The sequence below is a fragment of the Streptomyces kurssanovii genome (assembly GCF_040677245.1).
Taxonomy (GTDB): Bacteria; Actinomycetota; Actinomycetes; order Streptomycetales; family Streptomycetaceae; genus Streptomyces; species Streptomyces kurssanovii.
In genome coordinates, this window is record NZ_JBFAQK010000049.1 from 17154 (window position 1) to 35119 (window position 17966).

At 72.6% G+C, this 17966-nt stretch carries 12 protein-coding genes; 5 read left to right on the forward strand and 7 right to left on the reverse strand.

All coding sequences use genetic code 11. The features are described from left to right. Positions 1–18: 18 nt before the first annotated feature. From aceE to AB0K36_RS26470, 5 genes are all read right to left on the reverse strand, one after another. Complete coding sequence (gene aceE / locus AB0K36_RS26450; RefSeq protein WP_364599047.1) at positions 19–2688, reverse strand: pyruvate dehydrogenase (acetyl-transferring), homodimeric type; 2670 nt, start codon at positions 2686–2688, stop codon at positions 19–21. Positions 2689–3026: 338 nt separating this feature from the next. Then, a complete protein-coding gene (locus AB0K36_RS26455) occupies positions 3027–3650 on the reverse strand; it encodes a GntR family transcriptional regulator (RefSeq protein ID WP_189476368.1) in 624 nt (207 codons plus the stop codon). 116 nt (positions 3651–3766) lie between these two features. Then, complete coding sequence (gene sucB, locus AB0K36_RS26460; RefSeq protein WP_364599050.1) at positions 3767–5551, reverse strand: 2-oxoglutarate dehydrogenase, E2 component, dihydrolipoamide succinyltransferase; 1785 nt, start codon at positions 5549–5551, stop codon at positions 3767–3769. Between the two features lie 55 nt (positions 5552–5606). Then, entirely contained in the window at positions 5607–6995 is a 1389-nt protein-coding gene (gene lpdA / locus AB0K36_RS26465; protein WP_037774878.1) for a dihydrolipoyl dehydrogenase, read from the reverse strand. Between the two features lie 306 nt (positions 6996–7301). Beyond that, positions 7302–8819, reverse strand: coding sequence for a leucyl aminopeptidase (locus AB0K36_RS26470; protein ID WP_364599053.1), 1518 nt, complete (start codon positions 8817–8819; stop codon positions 7302–7304). 276 nt (positions 8820–9095) lie between these two features. On the opposite strand from AB0K36_RS26470, the gene AB0K36_RS26475 reads away from it, so the two are divergent. The 5 genes from AB0K36_RS26475 to AB0K36_RS26495 are packed head-to-tail and all read left to right on the forward strand — an operon-like array spanning position 9096 to position 15829. Then, a complete protein-coding gene (locus AB0K36_RS26475; protein WP_364599056.1) occupies positions 9096–11402 on the forward strand; it encodes a hypothetical protein in 2307 nt (768 codons plus the stop codon). Positions 11403–11452: 50 nt separating this feature from the next. Continuing rightward, entirely contained in the window at positions 11453–12958 is a 1506-nt protein-coding gene (pelF, locus tag AB0K36_RS26480) for a GT4 family glycosyltransferase PelF (RefSeq protein ID WP_364599058.1), read from the forward strand. Beyond that, positions 12955–14361 (forward strand): hypothetical protein, encoded by a 1407-nt coding sequence (locus AB0K36_RS26485; protein ID WP_364599061.1) that lies wholly within the window; start codon positions 12955–12957, stop codon positions 14359–14361. The genes pelF and AB0K36_RS26485 overlap by 4 nt, the downstream gene beginning before the upstream one ends. 14 nt (positions 14362–14375) lie before the next feature. Then, the gene (locus tag AB0K36_RS26490; RefSeq protein ID WP_364599064.1) at positions 14376–15008 is read left to right on the forward strand and encodes a spherulation-specific family 4 protein; all 633 of its coding nucleotides are present in this window, start codon (positions 14376–14378) and stop codon (positions 15006–15008) included. After that, positions 15005–15829, forward strand: coding sequence for an endo alpha-1,4 polygalactosaminidase (locus AB0K36_RS26495; protein ID WP_364599067.1), 825 nt, complete (start codon positions 15005–15007; stop codon positions 15827–15829). Before AB0K36_RS26490 ends, AB0K36_RS26495 begins: the two co-directional genes overlap by 4 nt. Positions 15830–15838: 9 nt before the next feature. Here AB0K36_RS26495 and AB0K36_RS26500 read toward each other — a convergent pair whose 3' ends face one another. Together AB0K36_RS26500 and cobS are read right to left on the reverse strand one after the other, a co-directional pair. Then, complete coding sequence (locus AB0K36_RS26500) at positions 15839–17014, reverse strand: hypothetical protein (RefSeq protein ID WP_364599070.1); 1176 nt, start codon at positions 17012–17014, stop codon at positions 15839–15841. An 89-nt stretch (positions 17015–17103) separates the two neighbouring features. Continuing rightward, positions 17104–17898 (reverse strand): adenosylcobinamide-GDP ribazoletransferase, encoded by a 795-nt coding sequence (gene cobS, locus AB0K36_RS26505; protein WP_364599073.1) that lies wholly within the window; start codon positions 17896–17898, stop codon positions 17104–17106. Positions 17899–17966: the final 68 nt, after the last annotated feature.

Sequence of the window (17966 nt, forward strand, 5' to 3'; positions counted from 1 at the left end):
CTTCACGAACGAGCGGGCCTACAGGCCGTAGCGCTCGCGCGCCTCCTTGATGGCAGAGGCGGGGACCTCACCGCGCTTCGCCAGCTGGGCCAGTGCGGCGACCGTGATGGACTGCGCGTCGACACCGAAGTGGCGGCGGGCCGCGTCACGGGTGTCCGACAGGCCGAAGCCGTCGGTGCCGAGCGAGGACCAGTCCTGCTCCACCCACTGGCTGATCTGGTCCGGCACCTGCCGCATCCAGTCGGAGACCGCGAGCACCGGGCCGGGCGCGCCCTCCAGGGCCTGGGTGACGTACGGGGTGCGCTGCTCGCCGCGGAGCAGGGCCGCGTCGGCCTCGAGCGCGTCGCGGCGCAGCTCGCCCCACGAGGTCGCGGACCAGACGTCGGCGGCCACGCTCCAGTCGTCCGCCAGGAGCCGCTGGGCCTCGAGCGCCCAGTGGATCGCCGTACCGGAGGCGAGCAGCTGGAGCCGCGGGGCGTCCGCGCCGGCAGCGCCCTCCTTGAAGCGGTACAGGCCCTTGACGATGCCCTCCTCGACGCCCTCCGGCATGGCGGGCTGCGGCTTGGGCTCGTTGTAGACCGTGAGGTAGTAGAAGACGTCCTCAGGGTTCTCGCCGTACATCCGGCGCAGACCGTCCTTGACGATCACCGCGATCTCGTACGCGAACGCCGGGTCGTAGTTGAGCGACGCCGGGTTGGTGGCGGCGATCAGGTGCGAGTGGCCGTCCGCGTGCTGCAGGCCCTCACCGGTCAGCGTGGTGCGGCCCGCGGTGGCGCCGACGATGAAGCCCTTGCCGAGCTGGTCGGCGAGCTGCCACATCTGGTCGCCGGTCCGCTGCCAGCCGAACATCGAGTAGAAGATGTAGAACGGGATCATCGTCTCGCCGTGCGTCGAGTACGACGTGGCGGCGGCGATGAAGTCGGCCATGGCGCCGGCCTCCGTGATCCCCTCGTTGAGGATCTGGCCGTCCTTGGCCTCCTTGTAGTACATCAGCTGGTCGCGGTCGACCGGCTCGTACGTCTGGCCCATGGGCGAGTAGATGCCGGCGGACGGGAACAGCGACTCCATACCGAAGGTACGGGCCTCGTCGGGGACGATCGGCACCCAGCGGCGGCCGGTCTGCTTGTCCCGCATCAGGTCCTTGACCAGGCGGACGAAGGCCATGGTCGTGGCCATCTCCTGCTTGCCGGAGCCCTTGTGCAGCGCCTTGAAGGCGCGCTCCTCCGGCTGGGGCAGGGGCGCGGAGGCGTGCATCCGGCGGGCCGGGGCGGGGCCGCCGAGGGCCGCGCGGCGCTCCTGGAGGTAGCGGACCTCGGGGGAGTCGGCGCCGGGGTGGCCGTAGGGCACCACACCGCTGTCGAAGGCGCTGTCCGCGATCGGGAGCCCGAGCAGGTCACGCATGCCCTTGAACTCGTCGATCGTCAGCTTCTTCATCTGGTGGTTGGCGTTCTTGGACTCGAAGCCCTTGCCGAGGGTGTGGCCCTTCACCGTCTGCGCGAGGATCACGGTCGGCGCGCCCTTGTGGGCGAGCGCGGCACGGTACGCCGCGTACACCTTGCGGGCCTCGTGGCCGCCGCGGGAGGTGTGGAAGCACTCGGCGATCTTGGCGTCGGTGAGGATCTTCCCGAGCTCGACGAGCGCGGGCTCCGCGCCGAAGAAGTGCTCACGGATGTAGGCCACGTCGCGGGTCGCGTACGTCTGGAACTGCGCGTCCGGGACCTCGCGGAGCCGGCGCACCAGGGCGCCCGTGGTGTCGAGCTGGAACACCTCGTCCCAGGCCGAACCCCACAGTGACTTGACGACGTTCCAGCCGGCGCCGCGGAACTGGGCCTCCAGCTCCTGCACGATCTTGAAGTTGGCGCGGACCGGGCCGTCGAGACGCTGCAGGTTGCAGTTGATCACGAAGGTCAGGTTGTCGAGCTGCTCGCGGGAGGCGAGGGCGAGTGCCGCGGTCGACTCGGGCTCGTCCATCTCGCCGTCACCGAGGAACGCCCAGACGTGGGAGTTCGAGGTGTCCTTGATGCCGCGGCCCTGGAGGTAGCGGTTGAACCGCGCCTGGTAGATCGCGGACAGCGGGCCGAGGCCCATGGAGACGGTGGGGAACTCCCACAGCCAGGGCAGCCGGCGCGGGTGCGGGTACGAGGGGAGGCCCTTGCCGCCGGCTTCCTGGCGGAAGTTGTCGAGGTGGTCCTCGGTGAGCCGGCCGTCGAGGAACGCGCGGGCGTAGATGCCGGGGGAGGCGTGGCCCTGGATGTAGAGCTGATCGCCGGAGCCGTCCCCCTCCTTGCCGCGGAAGAAGTGGTTGAAGCCGGTCTCGTAGAGCCAGGCCGCGGAGGCGAAGGTGGCGATGTGGCCGCCGACGCCGTGCTTGGAGCCGCGGGTCACCATGGCCGCGGCGTTCCAGCGGTTCCAGGCGGTGATACGGGCTTCCATCGCCTCGTCGCCGTCGAAGGCGGGCTCGGCGGAGGTCGGGATGGTGTTGACGTAGTCCGTCTCCAGCAGGCGGGGCAGGGCCACACCGGCCTTCTCGGCGTGCTGGAGCGTGCGGCGCATCAGATACGCGGCGCGGTGCGGGCCTGCGTGCTCCGCGACGGCGTCGAGGGACGCCGCCCACTCGGCGGTTTCCTCGGCGTCGCGGTCCGGGAGCTGGTCGAGCTCGCTCGGAAGCTTGCCTACGGGGTCGGTCATGATCGCCGCCTTCCGGACAGGAGGGGGGTTGAGATAAGGGGGTGCCGTGTCTGGCAGGACAGGGCGACGGGTCTGGTGGACCCGGGGACGACTGTAAGTCTCTGATCGATGATCGATCAAAGCCTGGGGTGAAATTGGCATCGGGTGCCTCAAAAGTGGGCACGCTGTGCCGCGACGAAAGGGTCTAATCGGGCGCGTGAGTGCACGTTCGAGCGGGCCCGCCGCCAGCCGTGCGGCAACGGGGAGAAGGTCCGCCCGCCGGCTGTCGCATGCGAAGAGCTACGGGCGAGGGACCGGCTGTGACCCGACTACGCGTGCGGGGACCGGCTGTGACCCGGCTACGCGCGCGGGGCGCAGCCGAGGACGTGAGCCTTCACCAGCGAGCCGATCTCCGGATCACGCCTGCGGAAGGCCTCCACCAGGTCCTGGTGCTCCTCCGCGTACGACTTCTGCACCGTGCCCAGCCAGCGGATCGACAGGGCCGTGAAGACCTCGATCCCCAGACCCTCCCAGGTGTGCAGGAGGACGCCGTTGCCCGCCGCCCTGACCAGCTCCCGGTGGAAGGCCACCGTGTGGCGCACCTGCCCCGCCGAGTCCCCGCTGCGGTCCGCCTCGTACAGCGCCGCCACGTGCGGCTCCAGCGTCGTGCAGTCCTCCGCGAGGCGCACCGCGGCCAGTTCGGCCGCGATCTGCTCCAGGCCCGCTCGCACCGGGTAGCTCTCCTCCAGGTCCGCGGCGGTCAGATTCCGCACCCGTACGCCCTTGTTGGGCGCCGACTCGATCAGCCGCAGTGACTCCAGCTCGCGCAGCGCCTCACGCACCGGCGTCTGGGAGACCTCGAGTTCGGTGGCGATCCGGCGCTCGACGATGCGTTCCCCCGGCTTCCAGCGCCCGCTGACGATCCCCTCCACGATGTGCTCGCGGATCTGATCGCGCAGCGAGTGGACGACGGGGATGGTCATGGAGCGCTCCTTAAAGCCGCGTCGACCTGTGGCCCTTAGACAATACGGCTGCGCCCCCGCCCGGAAGTACTCCCGGGCGGGGGCGCAGCAGGTGAGGCTGGTTACAGCGGTGCCGCTCAGAGGCCGAGCTCGACCTCGAACTCACCGGCCTCCAGGATCTGCTTGACGGCCGTCAGGTAGCGGGCGGCGTCGGCGCCGTCCACCAGACGGTGGTCGTAGGAGAGCGCGACGTACGTCATGTCGCGGATCGCGATCGTCTCGCCGAGGTCCGGGTGGTTCACGACCACCGGGCGGCGGACCGTGGCACCGATGCCCAGGATGGCGACCTGGTTCGGCGGCACGATGATCGTGTCGAACAGCGCACCGCGCGAGCCGGTGTTGCTGATGGTGAAGGTCGCGCCGGCGAGGTCGTCCGGCGTGATCTTGCTGGCGCGCACGGCTCCGGCGAGCTCGGCGGTCTTCTTGGCGATACCGGCGAGGTTCAGGTCGCCCGCACCCTTGATGACCGGCGTCATCAGCCCCTTCTCGGAGTCCACGGCGATGCCGATGTTCTCCGAGTCGAAGTACGTGATGGTGCCCTCGGCCTCGTTGATCCGGGCGTTGATGACCGGGTGGGCCTTCAGGGCCTGGGCGGCGGCCTTCACGAAGAACGGCATCGGGGAGAGCTTGACGCCCTCACGGGCCGCGAACGCGTCCTTCGCACGGGCACGCAGCTTCATCAGCTTGGTGATGTCGACCTCGACGACCGAGGTCAGCTGCGCCTGGTCGTGCAGCGCCTTCATCATGTTGTCGCCGATGACCTTGCGCATGCGGGTCATCTTGACCGTCTGACCGCGCAGCGGGGACGCCTCGAGCTTCGGAGCCTTGGCAGCGGCCGGGGCGGCAGCGGCGGCGGGCGCCTGCGCGGCGGCCTTGGCGGCCTCCGCGGCGGCGATGACGTCCTGCTTGCGGATACGGCCACCGACGCCGGTGCCCTTGACCGAACCGAGGTCGACGCCGTTCTCGGCGGCGAGCTTACGGACCAGAGGGGTCACGTACGCGTCGCTCGCCTCGACGGCGGCGGGCGCGGCCGGGGCAGCGGGAGCCACCGGCGCCTGGGCCTGTGCCGGCGCGGGGGCCGGAGCGGCCGGAGCGGCCGGAGCCGGTGCCGGGGCGGCCGCGGGGGCCGGAGCCGGCGCGGGGGCCGGTGCGGCGGGCGCGGGAGCCGGGGCAGGAGCCGCCGGCGCGGGGGCGGCGGCCGGAGCCGCACCCTTCGCACCGATGACGGCCAGCTTGGCGCCGACCTCCGCCGTCTCGTCCTCCGCGACCACGATCTCCAGCAGCACGCCGGAGGCCGGGGCCGGGATCTCGGTGTCGACCTTGTCGGTGGAGACCTCGAGCAGCGGCTCGTCCTCCGTGACCTCCTCGCCGACCTCCTTCAGCCAGCGGGTCACGGTGCCCTCGGTGACGCTCTCGCCGAGCGCCGGAAGGACGACGTCGGTGCCCTCGGCGGAGCCACCGCCGGCGGCGGCCTCCGCGGTCGGGGCGGGAGCCGGGGCGGCAGCCTCGGTGGACGGCGCGGCCTGCGGCGCCTCATAGGCGGGCGCGGGCGCCTCGGCCGGAGCCGGGGCGGGAGCCTCGGCCTCGGCGGCGGCCGGTGCCGGGGCGGCAGCGGGGGCGCCGCTGCCGTCGTCGATGACGGCCAGCTCGGCGCCGACCTCAACGGTCTCGTCCTCGGCGACCTTGATGGACGCCAGGACACCGGAGGCAGGGGCGGGGATCTCGGTGTCGACCTTGTCGGTCGACACCTCGAGCAGCGGCTCGTCGGCCTCGACGCGCTCTCCCTCGGCCTTCAGCCAGCGGGTGACAGTGCCCTCGGTGACGCTCTCACCGAGCGCCGGAAGGGTTACGGAAACCGCCATGGTTTCAGTTGCTCCTTAACGATGTGCGGAAGTGGTCTGTCGCGCCCGTAACTGACTAGTCGTGGGAGTGCAGCGGCTTGCCGGCCAGGGCCAGGTGGGCCTCGCCGAGGGCCTCGTTCTGCGTCGGGTGCGCGTGGATGAGCTGCGCGACCTCGGCCGGCAGAGCCTCCCAGTTGTAGATCAGCTGAGCTTCACCGACCTGCTCGCCCATACGGTCACCGACCATGTGGACGCCGACCACGGCACCGTCCTTGACCTGGACGAGCTTGATCTCGCCCGCAGTCTTCAGGATCTTGCTCTTGCCGTTGCCCGCGAGGTTGTACTTCAGGGCGACGACCTTGTCCGCACCGTAGATCTCCTTGGCCTTGGCCTCGGTGATGCCGACGGAGGCGACCTCCGGGTGGCAGTACGTCACCCGCGGCACGCCGTCGTAGTCGATCGGGACGGTCTTCAGACCGGCCAGCCGCTCCGCCACCAGGATGCCCTCGGCGAAGCCGACGTGCGCGAGCTGGAGGGTCGGGACCAGGTCACCGACCGCGGAGATGGTGGGCACGTTGGTCTGCATGTACTCGTCGACCAGGACGTAGCCGCGGTCCATCGCGACGCCCTGCTCCTCGTAGCCGAGGCCCTGGGAGACCGGGCCACGGCCGATGGCGACCAGGAGGACCTCGGCCTCGAAGGTCTTGCCGTCGGCGAGGGTGACGCGCACGCCGTCCTGGGTGTACTCGGCCTTCTCGAAGAAGGTGCCCAGGTTGAACTTGATGCCGCGCTTGCGGAAGGCGCGCTCGAGCAGCTTCGAGCTGTTCTCGTCCTCGACCGGCACGAGGTGCTTGAGACCCTCGACGACGGTGACGTCGGTGCCGAACGACTTCCACGCGGAGGCGAACTCGACGCCGATGACGCCGCCGCCCAGGATGATCGCGGACTTCGGAACGCGGTCCAGGACCAGCGCGTGGTCCGAGGAGATGATGCGGTTGCCGTCGATGTCCAGGCCCGGCAGGGACTTCGGCACGGAGCCGGTCGCCAGGAGGACGTGGCGGCCCTGCACGCGGCGGCCGTTCACGTCGACGGAGGTGGGGGAGGACAGCCGGCCCTCACCCTCGATGTAGGTCACCTTGCGGGAGGCGACCAGACCCTGCAGACCCTTGTAGAGGCCCGAGACGACCTCGTCCTTGTACTTGTGAACGCCGGCGATGTCGATGCCCTCGAAAGAGGTCTTGACACCGAACTGGTCGGCCTCACGAGCCTGGTCCGCGATCTCGCCGGCGTGCAGCAGAGCCTTCGTGGGGATGCAGCCGTTGTGCAGGCAGGTGCCGCCGAGCTTGTTCTTTTCGATCAGTGCGACGTCCAGGCCCAGCTGAGCTCCGCGCAGCGCCGCAGCGTAACCGCCGCTACCACCGCCGAGGATCACTAGGTCGAAAACGGTGCTGGCGTCGTTCGCCACGTCACGTCCTCCATGCATGTGCGCCGTTCGCCGGGCCCCCGTCTCGGGAGATGACCGGCCGGTCGGCTGGTGTTCGGCCGCTGTCTCTTCGGCCCTGTGGTGGGGGCCCTGTCCTGCCGAGAACCCATCTTCGCACTTGTTGACGGACGGCGGGACGCGGGGCCGGAGCTTGAGATGGTGAGCTTGAGCGCTTTTCCCCGTTACCGGGGCGTAGTGGGGGCGGGCCGAAGGCGCGGGGGAGGGGTGGGGAACAGGCGCCGCGCGGCGGCACCCGCGGCCCCACCCGCCCCCTGCCGATCCGGTCCGCTAGCCCAGGTCGCCCGCGGCGGTCCGCTCCGCCAGTTTCACCAGCGTGCGGATCGACGACCCGGTGCCGCCCTTCGGCGTGTAGCCGAACGGGGCGCCCTCGTGGAACGCGGGGCCCGCGATGTCCAGGTGCGCCCAGGTGATGCCCTCGCCCACGAACTCCTTCAGGAACAGGCCGGCAACCAGGCCGCCGCCCATGCGCTCACCCATGTTCGCGATGTCGGCGGTCGGCGAGTCCATGCCCTTGCGCAGCTCCGCGGGGAGCGGCATCGGCCAGGACGCCTCGCCGACCTCCTCGGCGATCTCGTGGATCGAGGTACGGAACGCGTCGTCGTTCGCCATGATGCCGAACGTGCGGTTGCCGAGCGCCAGCACCATCGCACCGGTCAGGGTCGCCACGTCGACGATCGCGTCCGGGTTCTCCTCGGACGCCCTCGTCAGCGCGTCCGCGAGCACCAGACGGCCCTCGGCGTCGGTGTTGAGCACCTCGACCGTCTTGCCGCTGTACATGCGCAGCACGTCGCCGGGGCGGGTGGCCGAGCCGGACGGCATGTTCTCGGCGAGGGCCAGCCAGCCGGTGACGTTGACGGCGAGGCCCAGCCGGGCCGCCGCGACGACAGCGGCGAACACGGCGGCCGCGCCGCTCATGTCGCACTTCATCGTCTCGTTGTGGCCGGCCGGCTTCAGGGAGATGCCGCCCGAGTCGTAGGTGATGCCCTTGCCGACGAGCGCGAGCGTCTTGGCGCCCTTGGAGTGCGTATAGGAGAGCTTGACCAGGCGCGGCGGGTTCTGGGAGCCCTGGCCGACGCCGAGGATGCCGCCGTAGCCGCCCTTGGCGAGCGCCTTCTCGTCGAGCACCTGCACCTTGACGCCGTGCTCCTTGCCGGCGGCCGTGGCCACGGCGGCGAAGGCCTCGGGGGTGAGGTCGTTCGGCGGGGTGTTGATCAGGTCGCGGGCGCGGTTGATCTCCTCGGTGAGCGCGACCGCGCGCTCGGCGGCGGCCTTGAACGCCTTGTCACGCGGCTTGGCACCCAGCAGGGCGACCTCGGCCAGCGGCTTCTTCGCGCCGTTCTCGTCGGCCGCCCCCTGGTACGCGGTGAAGGCGTACGCGCCGAGCAGCGCACCCTCGGCGATGGCCTCGGCGTCCTCCACGGACTCTATGGGCAGCGCGAAGGCGGCCTTCTTGGCGCCGGACAGCGCACGTGCCGCGGCACCGGCCGCGCGGCGCAGCGCCTCGGAGCCGTACGCCTCGCCGTCCTCGGGGGCCGCGCCCAGACCGACGGCCAGCACGACCGGGGCCTTCAGGCCGGACGGCGCGGGGAGCTTGGTGACCTCGCCCTCGCCACCGCCGGCGCCGAGGGTCTCCAGGACGGAGGCGAGCTTGCCGTCGAACGCCTTGTCCACGGCCTCGGCGCCCGGCGCGACCACCGGGCCCTTGGCGCCCTTCGCCACGCCGACGACGAGGGCGTCGGCGCGCAGCGTCGCAGCGCCTGCAGTGCTGAGAGTGAGAGCAGTCACGGTGGTGAAATCTCGCTTCCGTTGAGTTCCGAGGGTGCGGCGAGGGCGGATCGACACCCCACACCGGACAAGAGCCTACGCGCGGCCATATGTATCGCTCACGGCGGCGGCGGTTCACTCGTGCGTGGTGTCTCTTTCATGTTCGGCCCGGAGGTTGTCACCGCTCGGCCACACTCACCACATTCGGGCGACGAGGCGTGGGGCCCCGTCGCGTCATCGGCACAGAACTTCCTTGCGTCTGCCAGGCGTTGGGGAAGCGTGCGAGGGGGGAGTCACATGGAGCAGCAGCGTGCGCACGAGGCGGGACGCCGGTCCGGGACCGGGTCCGGCGGCGCCGGCGACCCGGCCGGCGGCGAGGCCGCCCTCGGCCGCCGCCTCGAGGCGCAAACGTTCGGCGGGGACGTGGCGGCCTTCGCCGCTGACCGCCGCGGGCGTGCCGCCGGGCCCGCCCGCGTCCGCCGGGCCGGCACGGGTGCCCGCGGGAGCGGCGGAGGGCCCGAGGGCCCCGGGAAGCGGCGCGCACGGGTGGCCCGCCCGCGCCCCGGACGCGCGGCGGGCGGCCGCTTCCTCGTCGCCGCGACCGCCGCCGTCACGCTGGCGGGGATCCTGCCCGCCGCACAGGCGGCCGCCGCGCCGGTGCCCCGCATCGACCTCGTGGTGCTCGTCGTCGACGACGGGAGCGCGGCCGTCGACGCGATCGTCTCCGAACTGGCGGGCACCGGAGTACCCCACCGGACGCTGGACCTGAACGACCCGGCCCGCCCGCGGGTCGACGGGTCCTTCCTCAGCGACACCGTGGACGGCCGCCCGCGCGCCAGGTTCCAGGGCGTCGTCGTGCCCGACGAGGACCCGTTCGGCGCGGACACCGCCGCCGGGGCCGCGGAGAACGCCGCCCTCTTCGCGTACGAGCGGACCTTCGGGATCCGCCAGGTCGACGCCTACACCTGGTCGCACCCGGGCGTCGGGCTGGAGTACGTCGACAACGGCGGCTACGCCGGCGTGCTCGACGGCGCGCGCAGCGCGGTCACCGCCGCCGGGCGGGCCGGAGTGTTCGGCTACCTCGACGGGCCCGTCACCTTCGAGGACAACTCGCCGCTCGTCGCCGAGAGCTACGGCTACGCCGGCCGCCCCCGCGAAGGCTTCACCAGCCTCCTCGACGCGCCCGTCGGCGACGGCTCCTCACGCGCGAGCCTGATCGGCGAGTACACGCACGACGGCCGCCGCGAGCTGGTCGTGACCTTCGCGTACAACCGGCACCAGCGGCAGTTCCGGGTCCTCGCGCGCGGCATCGTCGAATGGCTCACCCAGGGCGTCCACCTCGGGCAGAGCCGCAACTACTTCTCCGTCCACATCGACGACGTCTTCGCGCCCGACGCCCGCTGGGACACCGCCCGCGACTGCACCCCCGGCGACATCGACTGCCCGGGCGGCGGCGACGGGGGCGGTGCGCCGATCCGGATGACCGCGGCCGACGCCGCGCACGCGGCCGCCTGGCAGCGCAGCGCCGGCTTCACCCTCGACATGGTCCACAACGCGGGCGCCGGCGAGGAGTGGAAGGCGGAGCACGGAGGCAGCGATCCGCTCACCGACCGGCTGCTCGCCGACAAGGCGCAGTACCGCTGGATCAACCACACCTACACGCATCCGTTCCTCGGCTGTGTGCAGGACGCGTCCACCGTGCCCTGGGAGTGCGCGACCGACACCGCGGGCAGCACCCGCTGGGTCGGCCGCGCCGAGATCTCCGCACAGATCCGCGACAACCACGACTGGGCCGTGCGCAAGGGCCTCCCCGTCGACCGCACCGAACTCGTCACCGGCGAGCACTCCGGCCTGAAGACCCTGCCGCAGCAGCCGGTGGACAACCCGAACCTCGCCGGCGCCCTCGCCGACAACGGGGTGAAGTGGATCGCGAGCGACAACTCCCGGGAGCCGCGGCAGCGTCCGGTCGGCGCCGCGCAGACCGTGCCACGGCACCCCATGAACGTGTACTACAACGTCGGCACCGCGGCCGAGATGACCGACGAGTACAACTGGATCTACACGGCCGCCGGCGACGGCGGCAGCGGGGTCTGCGAGTCCAACCCCGCCTCCACCTGCCTGCCGGAGCCGCTCGACACCGCGACCGGCTACGCCTCGTACATCGTCCCGCAGGAGGCCCGCACCGCCCTCGGACACGTCGTCGCCAACGATCCCCGCCCGCACTACGCGCACCAGTCCAACCTCGCCGAGGAACGCCTCCTGTACCCCGTGCTCGACACGGTGCTGGCCGACTACCGCGCCCTGTTCGCCGACAGCGCCCCGGTCGTCAACCCCCGCCAGCGGGAGGCGGGTACGGAACTCCAGCGGCGCGCCGCGTGGGATCGGGCGCTCGCGGACGGCAGGGTCACCGCCTACCGCATCGGCGGCACGGTCACCGTGAAGGCGCCCTCCGGTGTCGCCGCACCCGTCACCGCGCCGGAAGGCACCCGTAAGCAACGGCTGCTGACCACCACGGTGTTCGGCTCCGCCTACGCCGGGACGCGCTCCGAGTGGGCCACGCCCGAACTGCTCCAGTCGGCGATCACGCTCAGGCTGCCGTCCTGACCCGACGGCACGAACCGGACCGCCGACCACGTCCTGGGGGGACACCATCCATGCCGAGCTGCGGCCGACATGTCACCATGCTCACCGAAGGCACCTATCCGCACGCCCACGGCGGCGTCTCCACCTGGTGCGACCAGCTGTTGCGCGGAATGCCGGAGGTCGACTTCCAGGTCGTCTCCCTCACCGGCGGCGGACGCGAGCCGGTCACCTGGGAGATGCCGCGGAACGTGTACCGGCACACGGTGTTCCCGCTGTGGGGGCCGGAGCCGGTCCGCCGCCGGCCGCCCCGGCGGGAACGTGAGCGCTTCCTCGGCGTCTACGAACGCCTCCTGCTGTCGATTCTCGACCCGTCGGCGGGCTGCGACTTCGGCGAGGCGCTGGACGGCCTCGCCGGCTACGCCCGCGCCGGGCAGCTGACGGCGGCGCTCCGCTCCGAGTCCGCGCTGCGGTCCCTGATGTGGACGTGGGCCATGCCGCACCTGGAGCTGTCCGCGGCCCGGCCCACCGTGCACGACGCCCTCACGGCCCTCGATCTGCTGGAGCACACCCTCCGGCCGCTCGCCGCACCGATACCCGACGACTCGATCGCCCACGCCGTCAGCGGCGGCCTCGCCACCCTGCCGGCGCTGGCCGCCCAGCACTTCGACGGTGTGCCGTTCCTGCTCACCGAGCACGGCATCTACCTCCGCGAGCGCTACCTCTGGTACCGCGGCGAGGCACAGCGGGCGCCGGTGAAGGCGCTGATGCTGGGCTTCTACCGCGAACTCAGCTCGCTCGGCTACCGTCGCGCCGACCTCATCACCCCGTGCAACCAGTACAACCGGCGGTGGGAGAAACGGGGCGGCGCACCCGACGACCGCGTCCGCACCGTCTACAACGGGGTCGACCCGCACGCCTTCCCCGACACCGGCCCGGAACCGGAGGTGCCGACGATCGCCTGGGCCGGCCGCATCGACCCCATCAAGGACCTCCGCACGCTGATCCGGGCCTACGCGATGGTGCGCGCCGAACTCCCCGACGTACGGCTCCGGCTGTTCGGCGGTGTCCCCGCAGGCGGTGAGGCCTACCGCACCCGGATGGAGAAACTCGCCGCCGAACTGGGGGTCGTGGACGGCATCAGCTGGGAGGGGCGGATCAGCGATGTGGCGCGTGCCTACGCGTCGGGGAGCGTGGTGCTGCTCTCCTCGATCAGCGAAGGGTTCCCCTTCTCGCTCATCGAGGCGATGTCCTGCGGCCGTGCCACCGTGTCCACCGATGTCGGCGGGGTCAGGGAGGCGGTCGGCGACACCGGTCTCGTCGTGCCGCCGCGTGAGCCCGCGCTGATGGCGGAGGCCACGCTCGGCCTGCTGCGGGACGCAGGACGGCGGGCAGAGCTCGGCCGGCTCGCCCGGCAGCGGGTCGTCGACCGGTTCACGCTCCGGCGCTCGGTGGACGCGTTCCGCCGGATCTACCTCGAACTGGCCGGGTTCCCGGAGCCGGTGACGACTCCGTTCACAAAGGCCGCGGACGCAGCAGGGGTGGCGTTCGCGGAGACCCCAGAGGCGGCACTGCGGTGAGCGGAGCGCCACCCACGGCCCCGGCGGACCCGCTCGGTGAACTCGCCCACCGCATGGACGGCGTGATCGCCCACGCCGTCCACGCCGACGAGATCGCCGCCGTCCTCGAATCGGACGGCATGACGGACGACCACATCCGCCGCACGTACGGCCGCGCCGACTCGTTCGCGCTCGCGGAGGCGCTGTACGAAAGGGTCCCGCGCCGCTACCCGGAGCCTTCGCCACCCGCCGCCGACCCGTGGTGGACCGGGCTCCTCGGCTGCCTGCTGCGCGGCCTCGTCTTCGCCCTCCCGGGCCTCGCGTACGCGCTGGCCGCCCCGCTGCTCGAGGACGCGTCCCTCGCACCGCTGCTGGCCGGCGCGCTCACCGGCTGGGCCTGGAACCAGGCGCTGTCCCACCGGGCCCACTCCTGGCCGGCACTGGGCGACCGGCCCGCCGCCCTCCGCTGCCTGCGCACGGGCACCGCGGCGGGCGCCCTGCTGAGCACCGCGGCCGCCGTCGTGTGCGCCGGGCCGGGCCAGTGGCACGTCGCCGTGTTCGCGTCGGCGCAGGCGCTGTACGGGTCGGCGGCGACGGCCCTGCTCGTGCTGGGCCGCGAACGCGCGCTGCTGTACGCGCTCCTGCCGACGGCCGGGGGCACGGCCGTGACCGTTCTCCATGACCTGCCGCCGTGGTCCCGGACCGCGCTCCTGCTGGCTTCCCTCGCGGCGGCCACGGTCCTGGCGGTGCACGCCACGCGCACCGAGCCCGCCGTGACCGGGCCGGACCGTGCCCGTCGACCGCTCCGACAGGCGCGGGCCCGGCCGCCGCACCGGCCACGGGTCCTCGCGTCCCTGCCGTACGGGGTGTTCGGACTCGGGGCCGGAACTCTGGTGCTGTACACCGCCCTCGGGGACGTGCTCGCGGGCCGTACGGGCGCGGCCGTCGCCGCGCCCGCCGCCGTGGCGCTGACCTTGAGCATGGGCCCCGCCGAACGGCTGCTCCGCCGTTTCCGCGACGGGACCGTCGCCGGGCTGCGCGCGAGCACCACACGCGGGGAGTTCCGCCGGTGCACCGCCGCCGTCCTCGCGGAGTGTCTCTGCGGATACCTGGCGATCCTGTTCGTCCTCGCGGTGGCCGGGACCGTGCTGTGGCCCGGTGCTCCCGCGCTCGGCGGGGTGCGGTCGGCCACCCTGCTGCTCGTCGGCGCGGTGCTGTGGACCGGGTTGCTGCTCCAGTCGTCCGGAGCGGCGAACCAGGCCGCGGCGGTCTGCGCCGGGGCCGCCGCCGTGCAGACCCTCGCGCTGCTCACCGGCACCGGCGGCCCCGCGATCGTCGGGTTGTGCGTGGCCGCCGTGTCGGCCTCGGTGCTCGCCGTACTCGTCTGTGTTCTGCTGGGCCGTGCCACCGCCCACCGCCTCTGACCCAGGAAGCGCCCGTGAAAAGCCTGTTGGTGCCGTTCTACGAGCACCCCGCCGACCGGCCGGACGCCTGGGACGCCGTCGTCGCGGCCGCGTCCCGCCTCTACGGCGTCGTCCTCAATCCGGCCGACGGGCCCGGCACCGCGCCCGACCCCGGGTTCGCCGCGGTCGCGGGGCGGCTGCGACGCGCGGGGGTGCGCGTACTCGGGTACACCGACACGGACTACGGCCGCCGTCCGCACGCCGACGTCGTGCGGGACCTGCTGCGCCACCGGGACTGGTACGGCGCCGACGGCGCGTTCCTCGACCAGGTCTGCTCCGGGGCCGGCACCCTGGCCCACTACCGGCGGCTGGCGGAGGAGGCCCGTTCGGCGGGCGCGGCCACCGTGGCGCTCAACCACGGCGTGCATCCCGACCCGGGCTACGCGGAGTTCGCCGATCTGCTGGTCACCTTCGAGGGCCCGTGGGACGCGTACCGGGCCGCCGGCATCCCGTCCTGGACCGCGGCCCACCCGCCGGAACGGTTCTGCCATCTCGTCTACGCGGCCCCGCCCGGCGCCCGCGCCGGCGCCGCGGTCCACTGCGTCGTCCCGGGCACCGGCGCCCATCCCTGGGGCACCCTCCCGCACAATCTGGAGCCCGCCCGGTGAAACGTTCGCCCTTCCTTCTCCTCGCTCTCCTGCTGGTCCTGCTCGCGGCGTGCACGAGCGCGCCCGACGACGAGGAGGGCGGACCGACGCTCCCTCCCCGGCCGGCGAGGCCCGCCGGCGAGCGGTGGCTGCCCGGTCCCGGCCTGGCCTGGCAGTGGCAGCTCAGCGGCCGCCTCGATCCGACCGTCGACGTGCCCGTCTACGACATCGACGGCTTCGACCACCCCGCCTCCGCCGTCGCCGACCTGCACCGCCGCGGCCGCAAGGTCATCTGCTACCTCTCCACCGGCGCCTGGGAGGACTTCCGCCCCGACGCCGACCGCTTCCCGAAGTCCCTCCTCGGCCGCGGCAACGGCTGGGAGGGCGAGCGCTGGCTCGACATCCGCCGCACCGACCTCCTCGAACCGCTGATGGCCGAGCGCCTGGACATGTGCAGGGACAAGGGCTTCGACGCGGTGGAGCCGGACAACATGGACGGCTACGCCAACCGCACCGGCTTCCCCCTCACCGCCGGCGACCAGCTCCGTTACAACCGCCTGATCGCCCGTCTCGCCCGGGAGCGCGGCCTGTCCGTCGGCCTCAAGAACGACCTCGACCAGATCCCCGAACTGGTCGGCGACTTCGACTTCGCGGTCAACGAACAGTGCGCGGAGCACGACGAGTGCGCCGCGCTCAGCCCGTTCGTCCGCGCCGGCAAGGCGGTCTTCCACGTCGAGTACGAGCTGCCGACGCGGGAGTTCTGCCCCGCGACGCGGGCGCTCGGGCTCAGCTCGATGCTGAAGAAGTACGACCTGGGGGTGTGGCGCGAGCCCTGCCCCTGACCGGGCGCGTCAGCGGGAGAGCACGTAGCAACTGGCCACCGGGACGCCGCCCTCGCCCCAGCGGTCCTCACCGGGCCAGGTGAACCAGTAGTGGTCCTTCTCGACGGACTCCCGGATCCATCGGCCGGGCGCCGCCGTGAACGCCTGTCCGCACTTCTCGCTCGCCCGGCGCTCCGCCTCCTCGGCGCCGGGGTGGTCGAGGGAGAGCTCGGCGTGGCCGAACACACGGGCGTCATGGGGCTGTTCGCACGGGATCGCGACGACCATGTCCAGGACCCGGGTCCCGGTGTTGAGGTCGGCGCACGCCCCCGGCTTCAGTTCGCCGACGGGCCCGACCGTTTCCTTGGCGGACAGGTTCCGCTCGGACGCCGGCGGCATGACCGGCGGCGAGGCGCCGAAGCCGCGCACCACCAGGGTGGCGTGCAGACCGGTGATCGCGCCGAGGGCGCTGTCCTTCCTGTCGAGCAGGGCGGACAGGTCCGCCTCCGCCCGGGTGATCCGGCCCTGCGCGTCCACTGCCAGGGTGAGCGTGACAGGCGCGTCGGTGACGCTCGGGATGGACCTGACCAGCTCTTCCCGAAGGTCCCGGGAGAACATGCCGAGGGCGTTGAACGCCGTCAGTCTCGCCCGGTAGAGGCGGCCTCCGCCGTCTCCCGCCGACTGCTTCACGTCCTGGGCGCCCGACACGATCTCCAGCAACGTGCCGCCGAAGGCCGCTTCCGCGCCGCGCAGTGCGTCGATCGTGTCACCGCTGCCGGAGGGGTCCGACTCGTCGTAGCGCAGCCAGTAGGCGGCCTCGCCGGCACGGATCCGGATGGTCGCCGGGTCGACGGCGATGCGCGACCGTGCGGGCGAGCGGCCTTCACCGAGCCGGGTGCCGAGGAGCGCGTCCTGGGCCTCCGCGGGCAGGCCCTCGGCGACCTTCCAGGCCAGGGAGCCGGACGCGCGGCCGCCGGGGAAGTCCAGACGCCCCTCGGACGTCTGCGTGGTGTCACCGTGCTCCGACGTGAACGTCAGCGTCTGCGTGAAGCTCGCGGTGGCCGCCGCCTGCGTGGCGAGCAGCGCCTGGCGCGGTTGCTGGTGCAGGGACGCGTCGAAGACAGGGTGCGCGGGGGCCTGCTCCTTCGCGGCACCGCCGGAGCAGGCGGTCAGGAGCACGGCGGCTGCGGCGGCCGTGGCGAGCATCGGAAGACGAGGACGTGTGATCACGTCGTTTGGACCGCCCGTTTTCCGGCGGGGTTGTACGCCCCAGGGTCAAGGAACGGGAAAAGATGTCAGCCCAGCGTCAGCGCCACCAGCGCCACCGTGCCCGCCGTCTCCGCGAGCGCCCCGAACACATCGCCCGTCACCCCGCCGAAGCGCCGGACGCAGTGCCGCAGCACGAGTTGGGCGGCCAGCAGACCGGCCGCCACCGCGAGGACGTGGTGCAGTGCGCCGTACGCGCCGAAGAGCGCGCCCGCCCCGGCAGCGCAGCCGCCCACCACGACGCCCACGGCGAGCGCGGCCCGCAGCGGAACGGCCCCCGCGACCGCCGCCCCGAGGCCCTCGGGGCGGGCCGGCGGAACACCGGGGCGGCAGGCGAGGGTCAGCGCGAGACGGGCGGTGACGGCGGTCAGTACCGCGGCAGTCGCACCGAGCGCCCAGCTCCGCGCGTACAGTTCCGCCAGCGCCGCGACCTGCCCCAGCAGCACGAACAGCAGCGTGATCACGCCGAACGGCCCGATGTCGGACTGCTTCATGATGCGCAGCGCGTCCTCCGCGGGCTTCCCGCTGCCGAGACCGTCGGCCGTGTCCGCGAGCCCGTCGAGATGCAGTCCCCGGGTGAGTACGGCCGGCACCGCGGCGGTGGCCGTGGCGGCGAGCAGCGGCCCCGCGCCGAGCAGCGTCAGCAGCCCGCCGGACGCCGCCGCGAGCAGCCCCACGAGCAGCCCCGCGAGCGGCGCGCACAGCATCCCGGCACGCGCGGCGTCGCGGTCCCAGCGGGTGACGCGGACGGGGAGCACGGTGAGGGTGCCGAAAGCGAAACGTATGCCGTGCGCAGAGGCCGCGGCGGCGGTCCGAGGAGTCATCGCGCGAAGGGTAGCCCGAGCCTCATGGCGGTAAATTGCGCATACTGCGCGAAGCGTTCTAAACAGGA

What these genes read in the sequence shown, in the direction of transcription:
- aceE (WP_364599047.1), bottom strand. Translation starts at nt 2,688, where the DNA reads ATGACCGACCCCGTAGGCAAGCTTCCGAGCGAGCTCGACCAGCTCCCG.
- AB0K36_RS26455 (WP_189476368.1), bottom strand. Translation starts at nt 3,650, where the DNA reads ATGACCATCCCCGTCGTCCACTCGCTGCGCGATCAGATCCGCGAGCAC.
- sucB (WP_364599050.1), bottom strand. Translation starts at nt 5,551, where the DNA reads ATGGCGGTTTCCGTAACCCTTCCGGCGCTCGGTGAGAGCGTCACCGAG.
- AB0K36_RS26475 (WP_364599056.1), top strand. Translation starts at nt 9,096, where the DNA reads ATGGAGCAGCAGCGTGCGCACGAGGCGGGACGCCGGTCCGGGACCGGG.
- pelF (WP_364599058.1), top strand. Translation starts at nt 11,453, where the DNA reads ATGCCGAGCTGCGGCCGACATGTCACCATGCTCACCGAAGGCACCTAT.
- AB0K36_RS26500 (WP_364599070.1), bottom strand. Translation starts at nt 17,014, where the DNA reads ATGCTCGCCACGGCCGCCGCAGCCGCCGTGCTCCTGACCGCCTGCTCC.
- cobS (WP_364599073.1), bottom strand. Translation starts at nt 17,898, where the DNA reads ATGACTCCTCGGACCGCCGCCGCGGCCTCTGCGCACGGCATACGTTTC.